19 protein-coding genes are annotated in these 20,806 nt (G+C 40.5%); 17 read left to right on the plus strand and 2 right to left on the minus strand.

Going from position 1 to position 20,806, the window contains the following annotated elements:
• Window positions 1-83 precede the first annotated feature (83 nt).
• The 13 genes from paaA to PING_RS03485 all read left to right on the plus strand — a co-directional run bounded on the left by paaA (window position 84) and on the right by PING_RS03485 (window position 11,519).
• Window positions 84-1,013, plus strand: a complete 930-nt coding sequence (gene paaA / locus PING_RS03425) for a 1,2-phenylacetyl-CoA epoxidase subunit PaaA (RefSeq protein ID WP_011769062.1) — start codon at window positions 84-86, stop codon at window positions 1,011-1,013.
• Window positions 1,014-1,027: 14 nt separating this feature from the next.
• Window positions 1,028-1,315 carry a 1,2-phenylacetyl-CoA epoxidase subunit PaaB gene (gene paaB / locus PING_RS03430; protein WP_011769063.1) on the plus strand — a complete coding sequence of 96 codons (288 nt, stop codon included), beginning with the start codon at window positions 1,028-1,030 and terminating at the stop codon, window positions 1,313-1,315.
• Between the two features lie 15 nt (window positions 1,316-1,330).
• Window positions 1,331-2,089: a 1,2-phenylacetyl-CoA epoxidase subunit PaaC gene (paaC, locus tag PING_RS03435; RefSeq protein WP_011769064.1), complete on the plus strand. Its 759-nt coding sequence runs from the start codon at window positions 1,331-1,333 to the stop codon at window positions 2,087-2,089.
• A gap of 8 nt (window positions 2,090-2,097) precedes the next feature.
• On the plus strand, window positions 2,098-2,604 hold the full coding sequence (gene paaD / locus PING_RS03440; protein WP_011769065.1) for a 1,2-phenylacetyl-CoA epoxidase subunit PaaD: 507 nt from the start codon (window positions 2,098-2,100) through the stop codon (window positions 2,602-2,604).
• A 13-nt stretch (window positions 2,605-2,617) separates the two neighbouring features.
• Entirely contained in the window at window positions 2,618-3,673 is a 1,056-nt protein-coding gene (paaE, locus tag PING_RS03445; protein WP_011769066.1) for a 1,2-phenylacetyl-CoA epoxidase subunit PaaE, read from the plus strand.
• Window positions 3,674-3,685: 12 nt separating this feature from the next.
• A complete protein-coding gene (locus tag PING_RS03450) occupies window positions 3,686-4,471 on the plus strand; it encodes an enoyl-CoA hydratase-related protein (RefSeq protein ID WP_011769067.1) in 786 nt (261 codons plus the stop codon).
• A gap of 4 nt (window positions 4,472-4,475) precedes the next feature.
• Window positions 4,476-5,264, plus strand: a complete 789-nt coding sequence (paaG, locus tag PING_RS03455; RefSeq protein WP_011769068.1) for a 2-(1,2-epoxy-1,2-dihydrophenyl)acetyl-CoA isomerase PaaG — start codon at window positions 4,476-4,478, stop codon at window positions 5,262-5,264.
• Window positions 5,265-5,267: 3 nt separating this feature from the next.
• Window positions 5,268-6,803, plus strand: coding sequence for a 3-hydroxyacyl-CoA dehydrogenase (locus PING_RS03460; protein ID WP_011769069.1), 1,536 nt, complete (start codon window positions 5,268-5,270; stop codon window positions 6,801-6,803).
• The gene (gene paaI / locus PING_RS03465) at window positions 6,793-7,233 is read left to right on the plus strand and encodes a hydroxyphenylacetyl-CoA thioesterase PaaI (protein WP_011769070.1); all 441 of its coding nucleotides are present in this window, start codon (window positions 6,793-6,795) and stop codon (window positions 7,231-7,233) included. The genes PING_RS03460 and paaI overlap by 11 nt, the downstream gene beginning before the upstream one ends.
• Window positions 7,226-8,431, plus strand: coding sequence for a 3-oxoadipyl-CoA thiolase (pcaF, locus tag PING_RS03470; RefSeq protein ID WP_011769071.1), 1,206 nt, complete (start codon window positions 7,226-7,228; stop codon window positions 8,429-8,431). The genes paaI and pcaF overlap by 8 nt, the downstream gene beginning before the upstream one ends.
• Before the next feature lie 66 nt (window positions 8,432-8,497).
• A complete protein-coding gene (gene paaK / locus PING_RS03475) occupies window positions 8,498-9,793 on the plus strand; it encodes a phenylacetate--CoA ligase PaaK (protein WP_011769072.1) in 1,296 nt (431 codons plus the stop codon).
• Window positions 9,794-9,980: 187 nt separating this feature from the next.
• Window positions 9,981-10,910 carry a PaaX family transcriptional regulator gene (locus PING_RS03480; RefSeq protein ID WP_041765896.1) on the plus strand — a complete coding sequence of 310 codons (930 nt, stop codon included), beginning with the start codon at window positions 9,981-9,983 and terminating at the stop codon, window positions 10,908-10,910.
• Between the two features lie 18 nt (window positions 10,911-10,928).
• On the plus strand, window positions 10,929-11,519 hold the full coding sequence (locus PING_RS03485; RefSeq protein ID WP_011769074.1) for an acyltransferase: 591 nt from the start codon (window positions 10,929-10,931) through the stop codon (window positions 11,517-11,519).
• Between the two features lie 129 nt (window positions 11,520-11,648).
• On the opposite strand, the gene PING_RS03490 is transcribed toward PING_RS03485, so the two are convergent.
• Both PING_RS03490 and PING_RS03495 read right to left on the minus strand, forming a co-directional pair.
• On the minus strand, window positions 11,649-14,846 hold the full coding sequence (locus tag PING_RS03490) for an efflux RND transporter permease subunit (RefSeq protein ID WP_011769075.1): 3,198 nt from the start codon (window positions 14,844-14,846) through the stop codon (window positions 11,649-11,651).
• A complete protein-coding gene (locus tag PING_RS03495; RefSeq protein ID WP_011769076.1) occupies window positions 14,846-15,874 on the minus strand; it encodes an efflux RND transporter periplasmic adaptor subunit in 1,029 nt (342 codons plus the stop codon). The genes PING_RS03490 and PING_RS03495 overlap by 1 nt, the downstream gene beginning before the upstream one ends.
• A gap of 442 nt (window positions 15,875-16,316) precedes the next feature.
• Here PING_RS03495 and mazG point away from each other — a divergent pair, with 442 nt between their 5' ends.
• The 4 genes from mazG to PING_RS03510 all read left to right on the plus strand — a co-directional run bounded on the left by mazG (window position 16,317) and on the right by PING_RS03510 (window position 20,736).
• Window positions 16,317-17,135: a nucleoside triphosphate pyrophosphohydrolase gene (mazG, locus tag PING_RS03500; RefSeq protein ID WP_011769077.1), complete on the plus strand. Its 819-nt coding sequence runs from the start codon at window positions 16,317-16,319 to the stop codon at window positions 17,133-17,135.
• A gap of 377 nt (window positions 17,136-17,512) precedes the next feature.
• On the plus strand, window positions 17,513-18,487 hold the full coding sequence (locus tag PING_RS03505) for a porin (RefSeq protein WP_011769078.1): 975 nt from the start codon (window positions 17,513-17,515) through the stop codon (window positions 18,485-18,487).
• Window positions 18,488-18,650: 163 nt separating this feature from the next.
• On the plus strand, window positions 18,651-18,890 hold the full coding sequence (locus PING_RS20400) for a hypothetical protein (RefSeq protein ID WP_011769079.1): 240 nt from the start codon (window positions 18,651-18,653) through the stop codon (window positions 18,888-18,890).
• 208 nt (window positions 18,891-19,098) lie between these two features.
• Window positions 19,099-20,736 carry a CTP synthase gene (locus PING_RS03510; protein ID WP_011769080.1) on the plus strand — a complete coding sequence of 546 codons (1,638 nt, stop codon included), beginning with the start codon at window positions 19,099-19,101 and terminating at the stop codon, window positions 20,734-20,736.
• Window positions 20,737-20,806 lie beyond the last annotated feature (70 nt).

Here is a 20,806-nt window from a genome sequence, read left to right on the forward strand (position 1 = left end):
TAATTCTATCTTGTTATTTAATCCATTAATGATACATTTATTAACACAAAAATAAATAAGCGTATCGCAACTGGAGGTTGATAGTGTCCTTAGATAATATTGCTTTTGAATCGAAAATTGAAAAAGAAATTCCAATCGAACCAAAAAATTGGATGCCGGAAAAGTATCGAAAAACATTAATTCGTCAGATTGGGCAGCATGCTCATTCGGAAATAATAGGCATGCTGCCTGAAGCAAATTGGATCACTCGTGCGCCTTCTTTACGACGCAAAGCGATATTACTTGCCAAGGTACAAGATGAAGCCGGCCACGGTATGTATCTTTATAGCGCAGCAGAAACACTGGGTGGAGATCGTTATGACCTTTACCAAAAAATGCTTAAAGGTGAGATGAAATATTCATCCATTTTCAACTACCCAACCTTAAACTGGGCAGATATTGGTGTTGTTGGTTGGTTAGTTGATGGCGCTGCCATTATTAATCAGGTTGCACTTTGCAGAACATCCTATGGACCCTATGCACGTGCAATGGTGAAAATTTGTAAAGAAGAGAGTTTTCACCAACGACAAGGTTATGAAGCCGTTACTGTATTAGCGAAAGGAACGAAAGAACAAAAACAAATGTTACAAGACGCGATCAACCGTTGGTGGTGGCCGGTGTTAACGATGTTTGGTCCAAGCGATGATAACTCGCCTAACTCAGAACAAAGTATGGCATGGAAAATAAAACTCTTGAGTAATGACGAATTACGTCAAAAATTTGTTAACAATACGGTTCATCAGGTCGAAGCGTTAGGCATGGATATTCCAGATTCAGACTTAAAATGGAATGAATCAAGCAATCAATTTGATCACGGTGAAATTGATTGGAATGAATTTATGGAAGTCATTAAAGGAAACGGTATCTGTAACCATGAGCGCATTCAAGCGAAGCAACGTGCTTGGGATGATGGCGAGTGGGTACGAGAAGCGGCGACTGCTTATGCCAATAAACAACAACAAAAATCAGCGTAAATAAGGAAATAAAAATGACATCTACTAACTGGCCGTTATATGAAGTTTTTGTACAAAGTAAGCAAGGTCTTGATCATAAACATGTAGGAAGCATACGTGGTGCCGATGACAGAACCGCATTAGAAGGTGCACGCGATTTATACACACGCAGAAGTGAAGGTGTTTCTATTTGGGTGGTTAAATCATCACTTATTACCGCTTCACAGCCAAGTGAAAGCGGTCCGCTTTTTGAACCGGCAGATGATAAAATTTACCGTCATGCTCGTTTTTATACTATTCCATCTAACATTAAGCATATGTAATTCAAGGAGTTAAGAATGAATAATATTGATCCTAAACTACAATATGTACTGCAGCTAGCTGATACTAGTTTTGTATTATCACATCGTTTAGCGGAACTCTGCGGTATTGCGCCTGAGCTTGAAATTGATTTAGCGCTGACCAATATCAGTTTAGATCTGCTTGGCGAAGCGCGTAATTTATATCAATATGCGGGTGAATTCGATACTGAAAATCGCAAAGAAGACGATTTTGCTTATTTTCGAGATCAATCTGCTTATTATAATCTGCTCTTAAGTGAACAGCCGAACGAAGGCTTTGATATTACTATCACACGCCAATACCTATTTGATGTTTTTCACTATCATTTCTTAACAGAACTTCAAAATAGTAGCGATCCTCAATTAGTCGTTATTGCAAAAAAATCAATTAAAGAAGCCAGCTACCATAAACGTTTCAGCCAGAATTGGATGATTCGATTAGGTGATGGCACGGCTCAAAGTAATCAAAAAATGCAAATGGCACTCAATGAAATGTGGCGCTTCAGTCATGAAATGTTTACCCCGACAGACAATGAGAAAAACCTTATTTCACAAGGTTTTGCTGTTGATGTTCAAGCATTGCAGCCAACGTGGCAACAGGAAATAGAAAGCACATTAGCCAAGGCAAATCTTGTTCTACCTAAAACAACAAACACCCGCCAAGGTGGCAAGGAAGGTTTACACAGTGAACATCTTGGTTTTCTGTTAGCTGAAATGCAGCACATACAAAGATCTTATCCTAACTGTGAATGGTAGGGGTTGAAATGGTTGTTAAAAATTTAGAAACGCTTGATCATCCTCAAAAAGTATCAGCCTGGAAATTACTTTCAGCGATACCGGATCCAGAAATTCCAGCGATTACGATCGCTGAACTGGGGATGCTACGCGCCGTTGATTTTGAAAACGAACAATGGGTAGTGACTTTTACACCAACCTATTCTGGTTGCCCGGCAACAGAAATGCTGATTAATGACATTACACAAGCAATGACATCAGCAGGGCACACACCCGTTAAGGTAAATGTCAGTCTGGATCCTGCCTGGACAACGGATTGGATGTCCGAGGCAAGCAAAAAAAAATTATCTGATTACGGCATTGCGCCACCTCAAGGTAAAGCCTGTTTTGAGGGCTCTTTACCACCCAGCGTTAACTGTCCAAATTGTGGTGGTCAATCAACCCAATTAATCAGTGAGTTTGGATCAACAGCCTGTAAAGCACATTATAAATGCCTTACTTGTTATGAACCTTTTGATTACTTTAAATGTATTTAATCGAGAACTAATTATGACAACATTTTACCCGCTTATGATAAAAGAAATACAACATGAAACGAATGATGCCGTCGTGCTTACATTTGCAATTCCAGCGTCATTATCAGCAGAGTTTAAATTTAAGCCAGGGCAATACCTGACGCTGAAATCAACGCTTGATAATGAGGAGCTGCGCCGTTGTTATTCAATATGCTCATCTGCTAACGACAGCGATCTTAGTATTGGCATTAAAGAAATCCCCGATGGGCGCTTTTCACAATATGCAAATAAAGAATTAAAAGTGGGAGATTCGATTGATGTTATGTCTCCAAAAGGTCAGTTTGGCTTTGAACCTGAAAAAAACACCAATAAAAAATATTTAGGTATTGCCGTTGGCTCAGGCATTACGCCTATTATTTCGATGTTAAAAAGCACCTTAGAAGCCGAGCCTGAAAGTCAATTTACGCTGCTTTATGGTAATAAAACACTGAATTCCACTATGTTCAAAAGAGAATTATCCGATTATAAAAATCGCTTTACGGACAGATTGCAGCTTGTTTATTTATTTTCCCGTGAAAGTCATGAGGCTGAACTGCTAAACGGCCGGCTGGATGCGCAAAAACTTCAAGATTTAGGTCATTCCTTTTTTGATTGGAGTAAATTTAATGAGTGCTATCTGTGTGGTCCGGAGGAGATGTTAGAGCCTTCTTACAGCGTTTTAAATAAAGGCGGACTGCGCAAAGAGAACTTTCATGTTGAACGCTTTAATATTTCAAAAAGTCCACGACGAGCAATTGAGAGTCATGTTGAAAAAAGCGAGATAACAGTAAAACGTGATGGCCGTATTATGTCAATTGAAATGACTGAAGATGACGATAGTATTTTAGATGCAGCGCTTCGACAAGGTGCTGATCTTCCTCACGCATGTAAAGGGGGCGTCTGTGCAACCTGCATTTGTAAAGTGACATCGGGTACCGTTGAGATGTCGGTTAATTATAGTTTGGAAGATGAACAAGTTAATAAAGGTTTTGTTCTTAGCTGCCAGGCTGTACCGACTTCAAATGCAGTCACCGTTGACTTTGATGCTTAGGAGGCAGGGATATTGACTTTAAATAATGAATCAAATTTTCTTCAATGCTCTGAAAAAAAGGGTGTGCTGTTAATACAATTTACGCATTACGAAAAACGTAATGCACTTTCAAATGACTGCCTTAATGAACTGGCAGGGGTATTAGATAAAGCCGAGCAACAGAATCATATTGCTGCGGTCGTGCTAACCGGTGGACAACGTTGTTTTGCTGCAGGTGCAGATCTTAATGAGTTAGCAACGCAAGGTGCTATTGATACCTGGTTGAACCCCAGACCTGAATTATGGGCGCGTTTAAATAAGTTTAGCAAACCTTTATTAGCCGCTGTGAATGGTTATGCCTTAGGAGCCGGCCTTGAGTTAGTTCTACTGTGTGATATTGCCATTTCAGGACAAAAAGCCCTGTTTGGTTTGCCGGAAATAACCTTAGGATTAATACCGGGTGCTGGTGGCACACAACGTTTAGCGCGGACAGTCGGTAAATCTTTGACTAATCAAATGGTACTGACTGGGCTTCCGATCACGGCCGAACGCGCTTTACAAGCAGGTCTTATTAGTGAAGTTGTTATTCCTGAGTTAACACTTGAGCGCACCATCATCATTGCCGAAACAATAGCAAAACGCGCGCCGCTTGCGATAAAAGCTGCCAAACAATCTCTGCAGCAAGTTCCTAATAGCAGCTTGGATCAAGGCTTAAAATTCGAGCGTCAATTGTTTGTCACATTAGCCGCAAGCAACGATAGAAAAGAAGGCATTGATGCTTTTTTTAACAAGCGTCAACCGACCTATAAAGGGAGTTAGATTGATGGAAAATAGCGTACTGACAATAATAGAAAATGGCGTCTGCCTTATTTCTCTTAATCGACCAAAACAATTAAATAGTTTTAACCCTGAAATGCACCAAGCATTAATGAGTGCATTAAAAAATGCCAACAGAAATGATGAAGTACGATCCATTGTCATTACAGGTACAGGTCGCGCATTTTGTGCGGGACAAGACTTAAACGATCGTAATATTAGCGCAGATCAAGCCAGACCCGATCTCGGTGAAAGTATTGAGAAATTTTATAATCCGCTGATAAATATGCTTGTTGCAATCAACAAGCCCATTATTGCAGCGGTTAACGGCGTGGCGGCAGGTGCAGGTGCAAATCTGGCGCTCGCTTGTGACATTGTGATTGCAGGGAAATCCGCGAGTTTTATTCAGGCATTCTGCAAACTTGGGCTAGTGCCGGATTCCGGGGGCACATGGACACTGCCGCGATTAATTGGCCCGGCACGGGCAAAGGCATTAATGCTGCTCGGCAATAAGTTACCCGCGCAGCAGGCTAAAGAGTGGGGCATGATCTGGGAATGCGTTGAAGATGACCAACTAATGTCAGAAGCGATGACATTAGCTGATCATCTTGCAACGCAACCAACAACGGGACTCGGTTATATAAAGAGAGCGCTTAATCACAGTAGTGATAATACATTATCAGAACAACTTGAATTAGAGCGCGACCTGCAACGTCTTGCAGGGCGTACTGATGATTACCGTGAAGGTGTTACGGCTTTCTTTGAAAAAAGACAACCGGTCTTTAAAGGGAAATAAACTGTGGAAAAATTACTATTTAAAACCGTCGCCGTGATAGGCGCGGGTGCAATGGGAGCGGGTATTGCTCAAGTTGCAGCGCAATCTGGCTATCAAGTTTATTTATTTGATCTTGCAAAAGGCAAGGCTGAAGAAGCAAAAGAGAATATCGAAAAACAACTTGAGCGTCGCGTTAAAAAAGGACGGATGGAACAACAGACACTGGAAAGCACTCTTCTGCGAATTCACTGTTCATCGGAATTATCTGAAATAGCGTCAGCAAATCTGGTGATTGAAGCTATTGTTGAAAATCTTGAAATAAAGCAGGGCTTATTTAAAGAATTAGAAACAATCTGTTCAGCGGATTGTATTTTAGCGTCGAATACATCATCAATATCGATTACCGCGATTGCCAGTGCATTAAAATCGCCTGAACGCTTTATTGGCCTGCATTTTTTCAATCCTGCACCAGTGATGAAATTAGTCGAAGTGATTCAAGGTGTCGCAACGGCTGATAATATCGCAGAAACAGCGCAACAATGGGCACGCTCCTGCGGGAAAAAATCTGTTCTTGCCTGCTCTATTCCCGGTTTTATTGTCAATCGCGTCGCTCGGCCATTTTATGCTGAAGGGTTAAGAGCACTTGAAGAGAGCGTTGCAACTATTGATGATATTGATCACCTGATGCGTGCGTCGGCCGGGTTTAATATGGGGCCCTTTGAGCTGATGGATTTGATTGGTCATGATGTTAATTATGCGGTCACCAAAAGCGTATTTGATGCCTGTTATCAAGATCGCAGATATCAACCCTCATTGGCTCAAAAAGAATTAGTCGATGCCGGATTTTTTGGCCGTAAGAGTGGGCGGGGTTTTTATGATTACAGCGAAAAGGCATATCAAAATAATTATAATACTTGCCGCCCGGTGACCATGGATATTAATGCTGTCACCCTGGCGACCCATTGGGATGACTCAGAATTAACACTTAAAGAGCTTGTTAACCAATCCTTTGGTGATAACAAAAATACAACATTGAATAATGCTCTGTTAGCGAAAGGCGCCATTCTAAAAGTTGATGACGTTCTTATTATTCCAACAAGAGGGAAGACAGCAACAGAACTTTCCCATAAATTAGGCTCCGCGGTGGTCACTATTGATTACTGCCGTGATTATTTGTCTACCTCGGTTGTTGCTGTCTCAGGTGCACTGCAAAACAGCGATGCCCAGACGGATAAAGTCATTGCCTTTCTACAGTTATTGGATAAACAAGTCATTCTAATAAAAGATTATCCCGGCATGATTGTTTGGCGCACATTAAGTATGTTGAGTAACGAAGCATTAGATTTAGCTAATAAAAAGGGTGCCTCCGAAGCTGATATTGATATCGCAATGAAAAGCGGCGTCAATTATCCCTTAGGGCCCGTTGAGTGGGGTGAGAAATTAGGCTGGAAAAACGTCAAAGAAACATTGGAGTCTTTAACGGCTTTTTATGGTGAAGAGCGCTACCGGCCATCCCCCTTATTAAGACAATTATCTTACGGAGTCATTAATGGAGAATAGTCAAGAATTAGCATGGCGTTGTGCCAAAAAAATGTATAACAATGATGCTTGCTCTAATTTCTTAGGAATGAAAATCGAAGACATGGGTAAGGGATATGCGGTGCTTAATATGGTTGTCAGTAACACTATGTTAAACGGTTTTCCAAGTTGCCATGGCGGAATGATTTTTTCCCTTGCAGATTCAGCCTTTGCCTTTGCATGTAACAGTGAGAATCAGACTGCTGTGGCTGCGGGTTGCAATATTGAATATCTTCGCCCGGGGTTTGAGGGCGACATACTTACGGCAACGGCGCATATGAAATCCCAGGGAAAAGTAACCGGTACCTATGATGTTGAAGTCACCAATCAACAGCAAAAATTGGTCGCTCTATTTAGAGGGAAAGCGTATCGGTTAGGCACTCAAATATTAGGAGATAACAACAATGATTAATGCATATATCTGCGATGCAATAAGAACACCAATAGGTCGTTACGGCGGCGGTCTCTCACCAATACGTCCGGATGATCTGGGCGCTTTACCCATTAAAGCCATTATGGAACGTAATCCGGATATTGATTGGCGAGAAATTGATGATGTTATTTATGGGTGTGCAAACCAGGCTGGAGAAGATAATCGTAATGTTGCGCGCATGAGTCTGCTGCTTGCCGGATTGCCGGAAGAAGTATCAGGTACCACTATTAATCGCTTATGTGGCTCTGGTATGGATGCTATTTCACTTGTTGCAAGAAGTATTAAGGCAGGTGATGCAGAGCTTATGATTGCTGGTGGTGTTGAATCAATGTCACGCGCTCCTTTTGTGATGGGTAAAGCGACGTCAGCTTACTCCCGCAATGCAGAAATGTACGATACAACCATTGGATGGCGCTTTATAAATAAAGAGCTGCAAAAACAGTTTGGCACGGACTCTATGCCTGAAACAGCAGAAAATGTCGCTGCCCGATACAATATCTCCCGCGAAGATCAGGATGCTTTTGCCCTAAGAAGTCAATACCGCACTGAACAAGCCCAGAAATCGGGAAGACTGTCAGAAGAAATTGTGCCGGTGACCATTTTAAATCGCAAATCTGAACCAACCATTATTGATAAAGATGAGCACCCGCGTCCAGAAACAACGCTTTCTCAATTAGCTAATTTACGTACTCCTTTTGCTGAAAATGGCAGTGTGACTGCTGGCAATTCGTCTGGTGTTAATGATGGTGCTGCTGCAATGTTAATCGCAAGCGACAAAGCGGTTATTAAATACGGTTTATTACCAAAAGCAAAAGTGATTGCCTGTGCAACTGCCGGGGTTGAGCCATCCATAATGGGAATGGGTCCAGCACCTGCGGTTAAAAAAGTGCTTAAAAAAGCGGGTTTATCAATTGATGATATGGATGTAATTGAATTAAATGAAGCTTTTGCAGCACAATCATTAGCCGTATTACGTGAATTAGGGTTGCCTGATGATGCTGATCATGTCAACCCAAATGGCGGTGCCATTGCATTAGGGCATCCACTGGGAATGAGCGGTACTCGACTTGTTATGGCTGCCACTAATGAGTTAACACGACGTAAAGGAAAATATGCGCTTTGTTGCATGTGTATCGGTGTTGGTCAAGGCATTGCCATGATCATTGAACGCGTTTAATTGCTTATTTAACTCTGTTGTTAGGGCTATAAAAACAGAGTGATATATTAAAAAGGAAAGAGAACAATGACAATTTATAATAAATTAGAATCAATTGAAAAAGCATCATCTGAAGATCTGCGTGCTTTACAGTTTGAGCGTATGAAATGGACCATTGAACACGCTTATCAAAACTCTCCAATGTATAAGAAAAAATTTGATGATGCCGGCGTACAGCCTTCAGATTTTCAATGCTTGGAAGACATTAATAAATTTCCTTACACCACCAAAGAAGATCTTCGTCAAAACTATCCCTTTGGTACGCTTGCAGTCCCAATGAAAGATGTTGTCCGTGTCCATGCATCATCGGGCACAACCGGAAAACCGACCGTTGTCGGCTACACTCAAAACGATATTGATACCTGGGCAACTATTGTGGCTCGTTCAATTCGAGCGGCAGGCGGTAGTTCAGAAGACATTATCCATATTGCTTATGGTTATGGCCTGTTTACCGGAGGGTTGGGGGCACATTATGGTGCTGAAAAACTGGGTGCGACTGTTATTCCAATGTCCGGCGGACAAACCGAAAAACAAATTCAATTAATTGAAGATTTTAAACCCACTATTATTATGGTGACGCCTTCTTATTGTTTAAATTTGATTGATGAACTTGAGAAAAAACACGGCGGTGATGCCTCAAATTGTTCACTGAAAATTGGTATCTTTGGCGCCGAGCCTTGGACTGACTCTATGCGCAAAGAAATCGAAAACCGCTTAGGCATTAAAGCGTTAGACATCTACGGTTTAACCGAAGTGATGGGCCCTGGGGTTGCAATGGAATGTGCTGAAACAGCCGATGGTCCAACCATTTGGGAAGATCATTTTTACCCTGAAATTGTTAATCCTGTTAGTGGTGATGTTCTACCTGATAATGAACATGGTGAATTAGTCTTTACCTCGCTAACAAAAGAAGCGATGCCTGTTATACGCTATAGAACGCGCGATTTAACCCGGCTTTTACCCGGTACAGCAAGAACAATGCGACGTATGGATAAAATAACCGGTCGCAGCGATGATATGTTGATTATCCGCGGCGTAAATGTATTTCCATCACAAGTAGAAGAACAAATTCTCAGTGTTGCCGGATTCGATCCACATTATCAACTTGAAATTAATAAGCAGGGAAACCTTGATACATTGACAGTCAAAGTTGAACTCAAAGGCACGATAGACAACCAAACAAGTATTAATATGGTGACTGAACTTAAGCATCGAATCAAAACAATGATTGGTGTATCTTCAAAAATATTGATTCAACCTAGTGGCGTTATTCCTCGCTCGGAAGGCAAAGCACAGCGTGTTTTTGATTTAAGAGCATCCTAAATATTTTATAAAAAAAAAGCTTCTCCTCTTTATTATTAGTTAATAAATAAAGAATAAAACTAAGTAATGTCTTTAATTTTATTCTTTATCATATGAAAGTTATAGTAAGATGGCCAGCATATAAAGTTCATTATAAATGTGCTTACTCCTTACTTTTTAGACTTAAAAATAATTATATTGAGGTTTTTTGAAAACAAAATTAAACGAATTTTTCACTTTAGCAATAGAGCATAATTATATTAGTGGAAGATCCTTAGTGATGACTTTCCTGGGTGATTATCTTTGCCATAGTGACAGTGCAATAGGGATGAGCAGCTTAATAAACTTCTTTGAATCTTTAGGGTTCAATCAACGTTTTGTACGCTCATCCCTGTTTAGATTAAAACAAGACGGTTGGGTTGATGCAAAAAAAGTAGGCAGGAAAAGCTATTATTATATGACGCCTGAGCGCTTTGATGAAATAAGAGAGGCGAACAAAAAAATTTATAATACCGAAAAGCCGGCCTGGAATGGAAGATGGAATTTTATTCATATTCCCTCATCTACGATCACTGAATCAAACCTTAAAGGCAAAGAACTGGCTAAATATGGTTTTGGAATACTCAATAAAGGAATGTATATTCAGGCAGATCAAGGACAAGCATTGCAACCTAGCTTTAAACGGATCTTAAGTAAATGTTCAGATGCAACTATTTTGACTGGCGCAGAGCTTGTTTCATGCAAGGAAAAAAACAAAAGTAAATTTGTTTCTGATACTTGGAATTTAGATAAAATCAATGACGATTACGGCGCTTTTGTCAATATGTTTGACCCAATAGAGTTAATGATACAAGAGGCAGGCAGTGACGCCTTAGATAATGAAGATTGTTTCAAATTACGCCTTCTCCTGATCCATTTTTATAGACGTATTATTATTCGTGATCCTCTGCTTCCCGATGAATTCTTGCCTCATAATTGGAGTGGACGGCGTGCGCAAGAAATTACAATCAATATATACCAAAAAATTCATTTACAAGCCAAAGCTCATATAACAGAGCATGGTGAAACAATTGACGGGCTATTGCCTTTACTTGCATCGGATTATTATTCTCGTTTTAATGGTCTGGGTAATATTTAATAATACAAAGGATTTAGCATGGCAATATATAAAATTGATGGAGTAACACCGGTCATTCACCCTAGCAGTTTTGTGCACCCCAGTGCTGATATTATTGGTGATGTGATAATAGGAAAAAATGTTTATATTGGCCCGCAAGTCGCTGTTCGTGGTGATATGGGCGGTATCCGCATTATGGATGGCAGCAATATACAGGATAACTGTGTGATTCATGGTTTTCCTGATTATGAAACACTATTAGAAGAAAATAGTCATATTGGTCATGGCGCAATTATTCATGGTTGTCATATCGAAGAAAATTGCCTTATTGGAATGAATGCGGTGGTAATGGATTTATCTGTAATAGGTAAAGAATCCATTGTAGGCGCGCACAGTTTTATTAAGGCAAATAGTCATTTTGATGCGAGAAGCTTAATACTCGGCAGTCCTGCGACAGTAAAACGTACAGTCTCAGATGATGAATTAACCTGGAAAATTAAAGGCACAGTAATGTACCATGAGCTTGTTGAGCGCTGTAAGAGTTCACTTATTGAAACGGCTCCACTACCCTATCCAGAAAAAGATAGAGAGGGCATTATCTTTAAAAAAACCCACAGTGTGAAAACATAAATTCAACTGCCTGGTTTGGCATCTTCAAGTCGTTTGGGGTTAAAGACGGTTGATTGTGCTTTAAAAAAATAAAAAGACCGCCGATTTAGGCGGTCTTTTTATATGCGTCCCTAATAATAAAGAAGCAGCTTAGGACTCAAAGCGCTTATGCATAAAGGCGTAATAAAGCACCGGAATAATCAGTAAGGTTAATATTGTTGAGATAAAAATACCAAAAATCAGGCTGATTGCCAAACCGCCAAAAATGGGATCATCAAGAATAAAAAATGCCCCAATCATCGCCGCTAAGCCGGTTAAAATAATAGGTTTGGCACGTACTGCCCCTGCATTAATAACCGCTTCGCTAAAAGGTTTCCCATTGTTTGTTTGATGATTAATAAAATCAACTAACAAAATTGAGTTTCTGACAATAATACCTGCCAGGGCGATCATCCCGATCATTGAGGTCGCAGCAAATTGTTGTCCTAACAGGGCATGTCCGGGCATCACGCCGATAATAGTTAAGGGAATGGGCGCCATAATAATAAGCGGGACAATATAGGAGCGGAACTGCGCAACGACTAATAGATAAATCAATATCATTCCAACGCCATAAGCAATACCCATATCCCGGAAGGTTTCATAGGTTATTTTCCATTCACCATCCCATAAGATGGCGACTTCTTCAGTACCCTTAGGTTGATTAATAAGATATTGATTGATATCTAATTTTTTTTCTTTGATGGTGTTGTATATAGAGAACATACCATATAAAGGGCTGTCTAATTGTCCCGTCATATCCGCCGTCAGCATAATCATTGGAATCATGTTTTTATGCATAATAGGTTTATCCACCAGGGTTTTCTTAATCTCAATTACCTCGGACAGAGAAATTAATTTACCATTCTGGTTGGCGAGTTTAAGATTTAAGACCTGTGCCAAATTGACTTTATCACCCTCTTTAAGCTGGAGACGAATAGGGATGGCATACTTTTGTTTATCGCTGTGTAGAATATTAATATCTTTGCCGCCAATGGAGGTTGATACTGCGTCCACTATATTGGCATAGGACAGCATTAAGCGCGCTGCCTTACTGCGGTCAATATTAACTTGCCATTTTTCCTGATCCTCTGGATACATTATATCAACATCAACTACATCGTCAGTACCATAAAACAAGGCCTGTAACTGCTTGGCTGTCTGCTGCCTAAGCGCCGCATTCGGGGCATAGACTTCTGCCACAATGGGTGACCATACCGGTGGTCCCGGTGGTACTTCGACGACTTTTACATTGGCTTGATAAGGTTGAGCTATTTTTTGCAGTTGGCCGCGGATACTGAGCGCTATCTTATGGCTATCGCGCTGCCGCTTACTTTTATCGATAAGATTAACCTGAATATCACCGAGCTCCTGGGTGCTGCGCATATCGTAATGACGCACCAGACCATTAAAGTTAATCGGCGCCGCAGTCCCGGCATAAATTTGAAAGTTTTTAATTTCAGGGACATCGATAACAACTGTACTCAACTCCACCAGTAAACGTTGGGTTTCTTCGATAGGACTGCCTTCGGGTAAGTCCACAATGATTTGAAATTCTGATTTATTATCAAAGGGTAACATCTTCAGAACCACTAATTTTGTAAGGGGTAGAAGCACAGATAACAGGATTAAAATCATCACCACAACAAATAGAATCCAACGCGCCATTTTCGCTTTTTTGCCCAGCACAAAGGGGCCAATTATTTTATGGAATAAGCGGTCCATAAAATTTTCTGTGATCGGCTTAACTTCTTCGCTTGCGTGAGTGATTGGCTTTTTAGTTGGCCTGTGAGATTTTAATAATTTTCCGCTTAACCAGGGGGAAAGCACAAAAGCAACAGCTAATGAAATCAGCATTCCCATGCTGGCATTAATGGGAATGGGACTCATATAAGGGCCCATTAAGCCACTGACAAAAGCCATTGGCAAAAGGGCTGCAATAACCGTAAAGGTTGCAAGTATAGTCGGCCCTCCAACTTCATCGACCGCAACGGGAATGATTTTACTGAGTTTTTCATTACTTAACTTCATATGGCGGTGAATATTTTCCACTACCACAATCGCATCATCGACCAGAATCCCTATCGAGAAAATAAGTGCAAACAGAGAAACCCGGTTCAGGGTAAATCCGTAGGCCCATGAGGCAAACAGAGTAATAGTCAAAGTGATCGAAATAGCCACGCCTACCACAACTGCTTCCCGCCAGCCCATGGTTAATAACACTAAAATAATTACTGCGCTGGTGGCGAAGATAAGTTTAGCAATTAACGTGTTGGATTTATCTTCCGCGGTGGCGCCATAATCGCGCGAAATGGTCACCTCAATATTGTTTGGGATAAGCACATTTTTAATTTCATTAATGCGCGCTGCTATTGCATTGGTGACATCAACGGCATTTTTACCGGGCTGCTTGGCAATCGCTATCGTTACCGCGGGATATAACTTGCCATCTTCACCGTGTAACACATTTTTCGTTGGAATATCGGCGGACAGATTAACTTCGGCGACATCTTCTAAATAAACTGGAAAACCACTTTTAACCGAAACAATCAATTTTTTTATTTCAGAAATGTTTTGTAAAAACTGCCCTGTTTGTACTTTTATCTGCTGGTTATTCTGTATTAAAGAAACCGGCGATGAGCTGGCATTGTTACTGGCTAACACTTGATTGATCTGATCAAAACTGACGCCAAAACTGTTCATTTTTATGGGATCGATACGTATATCAACAATCAGTTGATGCCCGCCAACCGTATAGATATCACGGGTGCCATTAATATGTTTAAGTTCGCTTTCCAAGCCATGAGCAACCTGAGTCAATTGCTGTGGGGTGACATTTTTATCTTTTGACCAAAGGGTTAATGAGGAGATGGGTACATCATCAATGGCGCGCGGTTTAATCAAGGGTTGGCCGATACCTGCATTCATCGGCAGTTTATCCATATTGGAATAAACTTGGTTGTACAAATTGACAATCGCATCGTTACGTTGTTCACCCACCTTAAAAATAACGATGATCATCGCACCATCGGGTTGCGAAAAAGAGTAAGTAGTATCAATCCCTTTTATTTCAGAAATCACCTGTTCCATCGGAATGGTCACTAAGTTTTCTACCTCTTTAGGGGAGGCGCCGGGGAAGGGGATATAGATATCTGCAAAAGTGACATCGATTTGTGGTTCCTCCTCCTTGGGAGTTACCATAATAGCGAAAAAACCTAATAATAATCCGACAATAGCAAGCAAAGGGGTGATGGCAGCCCCTTGGAAATATTGTGCAATTCTCCCTGAAATATTGAGTTGAGAATTCATTATTTAGCCCCTAGCTGTTGTAGCTTTTGGTAAGCATCAATACTGATTTTATCGCCGGAATGTAATCCGGATAAAATTTCAACCTCGTTATCCAGACTATTACCCAATCGAACTTGAGTTAACACCGCTTTACCATCAACATCCCGATAGACTGCATTCAGTTCGTTATTGGTCAAGATTGCGCTGCTGGGTACGCTAATCATTTTTGATTCTCCCCAAACAAATTGTACTTTCACCCACATTCCGGGTAATAAGAGTTTCTCGGTAGGCGGTAAGTCTATACGGACCTTAAAAGCATGAGACTGTTGATCGGCATAGTTAAATAACGTGATTTTATTCGAAAACAGTTTACTGCCATCACTGAGAGTAATAATAAACTCTGGATTATTACGCAGCGCCACAAGATAACGTTGCGGAATCTCAGTTATCGCACGCAGGTTGGTTAATGACATACCGGAAAAAAGTGGCGCGCCGGGATTGACTGTTTCACCAATCTCGACATGCCGTTCGGTCACAACACCTGCGAAGGGGGCTTTGATAATAGTATAATCTAAGGATTCTTTGGCTTGGATTAAACCCGCCTGGGCTGCCTTTATAAGCTGTTTATTGGTTTCAGCTGTCGCTGCAGCCTGATCTAATTGCCCTTGTGAAATAGCACCTTTAGGAAAAAGTTTTTTATAACGATCATAATTTAATTTTGATTCATTATAGGCCGCCTGAGTGCGTAATACATTAGCTTCCGCAGCGGCGAGCTGTGCTCCCTGCTCTTTGTTGGTCATTTCCAATATAATGCTGTCTTGTTCGACATAATCATTTGTATCAAAATTAATTTTTGTAATACGCCCGCTGGTTTGTGAAGAAACCGTTGCTTTATTAATGGCCTCAATGGTGGCATCTAAAACGACGATCTGTTCTTTTTTCTGATCGATTACTTCAAACAATGTATCTGCTAAAAGCGATTTACTGTAAATAATGGCAAAAAACAAGCTTATAAAAAATGCTGAGAGTGAATAATATTTTGATTTCATGAGTGCGCCCTTGACAATGAACCTTAATTTTAATTAGCTTATGCTAATATAGTTTTATCTTATTTCCAAGCTCAAAATGTTATATCATTAAATGTAGTTATTATCTGCCCGGTTGTGTTTGATTTCTGAGCTAAAAAGCGATAAAAGCTATAAAAGCCATAAGGCTGTAAAGCTAAAAAGCGGTAAGGCTGTAATGGGATAAAGGCTATAAGGCTATAAAGCTATAAAGCTATAAGGCTATAAGGCTATAAGGCTATAAGGCTATAAGGCTATAAGGCTATAAGGCTATAAGGCTATAAAGCAAAGATCTCAGTGGCTGCTTAACAGCACCTTATTGTAGTGTGCGTCTGTATATCCCGTGATCATTCATATCCTGTTTATAATCTTCGACAATTCATTTATTCTTAGCAGTTTATTTATTAATGTTATTAAGGATCTCTTTATGCCAACGGCTAATTTACAACCTCTGTTAAAGATTATGGAACAACTGCGCGATCCTGAAAATGGCTGTCCCTGGGACAACAAACAAACCTTTGATTCCATTGTGTCTCATACTATAGAAGAAGCTTACGAGGTTGCTGACGCTATAAAGCTGAAAGACTTCGATGAGTTAAAAGGGGAGCTGGGGGATTTATTATTTCAAGTGGTCTTTTATGCGCAGATGGCAAAAGAGCAGGGGCTGTTTGAGTTTAATGATATTATTGAGGCGATCAGCGAAAAGCTGATTCGTCGCCATCCGCACGTATTTGCCAAGGCCGAGTTTGCCAGTGAAGACGCCATTCATGCCAACTGGGAAGCTGAAAAAGACAAGGAGCGTGCCGCAAAAGCGTTGTCAGAAAATAAAAGCGACAGTCTATTAGATAATATTCCCTTAAGCTTACCGGCATTAAACCGTGCTTATAAAATTCAAAAACGCTGTGCGAGTGTGGGCTTTGATTGGGATAGTTTGCCGCCTGTTGTTGATAAAATTTATGAAGAGATAGACGAAGTGTTAGTGGAAGTAAAACGTGATGATCTCAGCGAGCAGCAACAACAGGCGCGTATTGAAGAAGAGTTAGGGGATCTGTTATTTGCAAATGTGAATTTAGTGCGTCATTTAAAATGCAATCCTGAACAAGTATTACGTCAGGCGAACAGTAAATTCGAAAAACGTTTTCGTCTGGTTGAGTTAGCTGTATTAAAACAGGGGAAAAAAATGCAGGACTGCACCATCGATGAGTTGGATGCAGTTTGGGAACAAGTCAAAAAGCAGCAGGGTTAAAGTGCTGTCGGCTGATAGCTGATAACTGCTAACCCCCTTAAAAAGCAAGGGTTATTTAAATAGAAACGATAAAAAAGTACCTTTGCAATATTCGAGTTCGATCACTGTTTATTTTTATATTATAGGTACGATAGCCTTTCGTTAATGTTGGCAATATTTAAAGTAACCTTGACGAATTAGACAGGGTGTTTAATACGGGCAGTAAATAATTTATCAACGTTTGCTAGGTGGCAAGCTAGTAAATTATACAGAGTAAAGAACATTTCTTATTACCTGGTAATAATGAGGCAGACTTTACTCAAGATTAGCGCCGAGCATACACTATTATGCTGTATTGCCTGCGCATTTAACCTAAAAAAAAGATAAACAGGAAAACTATGAAAAAAACATTACTAGCAGTCGCAATCCCAGCACTTTTATTCGCCAACGCAAGTTCAGCGGTTGAATTATACAACGATGCAGCTAATACTTTTTCTATCGGCGGCCATGTTGCAATGGGTTTAGCTGGATCAGATGAAGGCGAAACTCAGGTAGCTTCAGTATCACCGCGTATCAATTTTGAAGCTACTCGTGATTTAGGCGAAGGTTACACTATGTTTCTTCGCACTGAGTGGTCAGTAAATACATTAGACGGCGGAGCAAACTCATTTTCCACACGTTTAGGTTACCTTGGGCTTAGCCATGCAGACAACGGTACTGCTATCATCGGTACACAATGGTCTCCATACTACAGTGTTGGTGGCGTTGCAGATTTACCTGTTGCATTCGCTAACGGATCTTTATACAGCGACCACTATAATCTTGGTACAGGACGTGCTGAAAGAATGGTCAGTTACAGCAATAAACTAGATTTAGGCACTGCAGGCGCGCTTAAATTAGGTCTAGGTTGGCAGGGTAAGCACGCTGCATATGATACTCGTGTGCAAGCGGCATTAACCTACTCAGTAATGGACGTAACTCTAGGTTATGCACACAACACCGGTGATGTTGCTGCAGACAAAGCTGTTTCAAATATTGTTTCAGCAAAATATGGTTCTTACGGTAACGGATTATATGCAGCCGTTTCTTATGCTGACAACGAGTTTATGAACAATGCACTTGCTGAAACATCGCAGACAAGCGCGATTGCAGCTTACGCATTACCAAGCAGCGTAAACCTCAGTGTTAACTATGAAACTGTTGAAAATGATCTAACTAATAAGACATTAAATGAATCAACGGCATTCCAGGTAGAATACAAGCCGTTTAACAATGTTCTGACTTATGTTGGTTACCAGGTTGATCTTGGTGACGACGATGCTACTACTGCAGATGATAACAAGTGGGCACTTGGTGCACGTTTATACCTATAAGGTATAGTGTTGTCTAAAAAACCTCGGTTTTTAAACTAAGATAATATTGGAACGGTCTTGAATGCATCTATAAAGCATTTAAGACCGTTTTTTTAATTTATAATCAATTAATATCAACTTAGCTGTTGTAGACCCTTATTCTATAAACCAAAAAATTGATTCAATGACCCCGTCAATTCATTTAATCACCCCGTCAATTCATTTAATCACCCCGTTAATTCATTTAATCACTCCGTTAATTCATTTAATCACTCCGTTAACAGGCAATAACCCCGTTTTAAGAAAAGATAAAATTGAAATAACGCCACTAAAAATTCACCCGGCAGATCTCTTCTGCGCATTGCTCGCGATCAACAATAAAGTGCTAAATTTTTTAGTCATTAACATAGCTGCATGTTTTTAAGTTAATGAATAGAAAAGATTGTCGAAAATGAGCGCTCTTGCTATACTATATTCCCATCTAAATGCTCTAAATTCTCATTTTAAAATTGTAATAAATTACCTGCTTATTATTAACCTCAGTGATTTCGTAAGCTGATGGTTTTTTGCGTTTTTATTTTTACAATTGAAGCTGAGTTTATTTTTCCCATTCCTAAATTTTCAGGGTTACTATGACGACAAAATATATTTTCGTAACGGGTGGTGTTGTTTCATCACTCGGTAAAGGCATTGCAGCAGGTTCACTGGCTGCTATTCTAGAAGCACGTGGTCTGGATGTCACCATTCTGAAACTAGATCCTTATATTAACGTAGACCCTGGCACCATGAGTCCAATACAACATGGTGAAGTTTTTGTAACCGATGACGGTGCAGAAACAGATCTTGATTTAGGGCATTATGAGCGTTATATCCGCACCAGAATGACCGCCCGTAATAACTTTACAACGGGTCGTGTTTATTCTGAAGTGATGGCTAAAGAGCGTCGTGGTGATTACCTTGGTGCAACCATCCAGGTTATTCCACATATTACTAACGAGATTCAAGAACGTATTGTTGCTGGTGGTAAAGGCCATGATATTGCGATCGTTGAACTCGGTGGCACGGTAGGTGATATTGAATCACAGCCCTTTTTGGAAGCGATTCGTCAGCTGGGGCTAAAAGTCGGGCGTGACAGTGTTATCTACATGCACCTGACATTACTGCCTTACTTAAAAACCGCCGGTGAAGTTAAAACCAAACCCACACAGCATTCGGTTAAAGAGTTGCGCAGTTTAGGTATTCAGCCAGATATTTTAGTCTGCCGCTCTGAAGTGAATATTCCCATTAACGAACGTGTGAAGATCGCCTTATTCTGTAATGTCACCGAAAAATCGGTGATTTTATTACGCGATGTAGATTCTATCTATAAAATTCCAGCCTTGTTAAAAGCGCAGGGTCTTGATGAGATTTGTGTCAAACGTTTTGGTCTTGACTGCCCCGAAGCTGACTTAAGCGAATGGGCGCAAGTCGTTTCTGAAGAAGCGAACACCTCAAATGAAGTTATCATTGGCATGGTAGGTAAATACACTGAACTGCCAGATGCCTATAAATCTGTTAATGAAGCGCTTAAACATGGCGGGCTTAAAAATGCGGCATCGGTCAAAATAAAATACATCGACTCGCAGGATGTTGAAGTGAGAGGCGTTTCTATTTTAGAAGGCGTTGATGCGATTTTAGTGCCGGGCGGTTTTGGTGAACGCGGTATTGAAGGTAAAATCCTCGCGGCTCAATATGCACGCGTAAATAAAATACCTTATTTAGGTATCTGTTTAGGGATGCAGGTTGCGATCATTGAGTTTGCACGCAATGTCGCTGGCCTTAAAAATGCCCATTCAACGGAATTTGAGGCTAACTGTGACCAACCTGTTGTTGGCTTGATCACTGAGTGGCTTGATAAAACCGGTGAAGTTGAACAGCGCACCGAAAATTCGGATTTAGGGGGCACGATGCGGGTAGGTGCACAGCTTTGCCACCTTAAAAAAGGTTCTAAAGTGTTTGATATGTACGGCACAAAAGAGATATTTGAACGCCATCGTCATCGTTATGAGGTAAATAATAATTTATTACCTATTTTAGAGAAAGCGGGGCTAGTGGTCACCGGTTTATCTGAAGATAAAAAATTAGTCGAAATTATTGAAATCCCAAATCATCCCTGGTTCGTTGCTTCTCAATTCCATCCGGAATTCACCTCGACACCAAGAGATGGACACCCTTTATTTAAAGGTTTCATAAAATCTGCGATAGATCATCAACAGGGCCGATTTGAATAGTTTTTGTTGACCAGATCACTTTTTTTTGTTAAAAAATAACGCATTAAAGTGATCTGGAATTATATAACCC

It is taken from the genome of Psychromonas ingrahamii 37 (genome assembly GCF_000015285.1).
Lineage (GTDB): Bacteria > Pseudomonadota > Gammaproteobacteria > Enterobacterales > Psychromonadaceae > Psychromonas > Psychromonas ingrahamii.

What these genes read in the sequence shown, in the direction of transcription:
- paaB (WP_011769063.1), top strand. Translation starts at nt 1,028, where the DNA reads ATGACATCTACTAACTGGCCGTTATATGAAGTTTTTGTACAAAGTAAG.
- paaC (WP_011769064.1), top strand. Translation starts at nt 1,331, where the DNA reads ATGAATAATATTGATCCTAAACTACAATATGTACTGCAGCTAGCTGAT.
- paaD (WP_011769065.1), top strand. Translation starts at nt 2,098, where the DNA reads ATGGTTGTTAAAAATTTAGAAACGCTTGATCATCCTCAAAAAGTATCA.
- paaE (WP_011769066.1), top strand. Translation starts at nt 2,618, where the DNA reads ATGACAACATTTTACCCGCTTATGATAAAAGAAATACAACATGAAACG.
- paaG (WP_011769068.1), top strand. Translation starts at nt 4,476, where the DNA reads ATGGAAAATAGCGTACTGACAATAATAGAAAATGGCGTCTGCCTTATT.
- paaI (WP_011769070.1), top strand. Translation starts at nt 6,793, where the DNA reads ATGGAGAATAGTCAAGAATTAGCATGGCGTTGTGCCAAAAAAATGTAT.
- pcaF (WP_011769071.1), top strand. Translation starts at nt 7,226, where the DNA reads ATGATTAATGCATATATCTGCGATGCAATAAGAACACCAATAGGTCGT.
- paaK (WP_011769072.1), top strand. Translation starts at nt 8,498, where the DNA reads ATGACAATTTATAATAAATTAGAATCAATTGAAAAAGCATCATCTGAA.
- PING_RS03485 (WP_011769074.1), top strand. Translation starts at nt 10,929, where the DNA reads ATGGCAATATATAAAATTGATGGAGTAACACCGGTCATTCACCCTAGC.
- PING_RS03490 (WP_011769075.1), bottom strand. Translation starts at nt 14,846, where the DNA reads ATGAATTCTCAACTCAATATTTCAGGGAGAATTGCACAATATTTCCAA.
- PING_RS03495 (WP_011769076.1), bottom strand. Translation starts at nt 15,874, where the DNA reads ATGAAATCAAAATATTATTCACTCTCAGCATTTTTTATAAGCTTGTTT.
- mazG (WP_011769077.1), top strand. Translation starts at nt 16,317, where the DNA reads ATGCCAACGGCTAATTTACAACCTCTGTTAAAGATTATGGAACAACTG.
- PING_RS03505 (WP_011769078.1), top strand. Translation starts at nt 17,513, where the DNA reads ATGAAAAAAACATTACTAGCAGTCGCAATCCCAGCACTTTTATTCGCC.
- PING_RS20400 (WP_011769079.1), top strand. Translation starts at nt 18,651, where the DNA reads ATGACCCCGTCAATTCATTTAATCACCCCGTCAATTCATTTAATCACC.
- PING_RS03510 (WP_011769080.1), top strand. Translation starts at nt 19,099, where the DNA reads ATGACGACAAAATATATTTTCGTAACGGGTGGTGTTGTTTCATCACTC.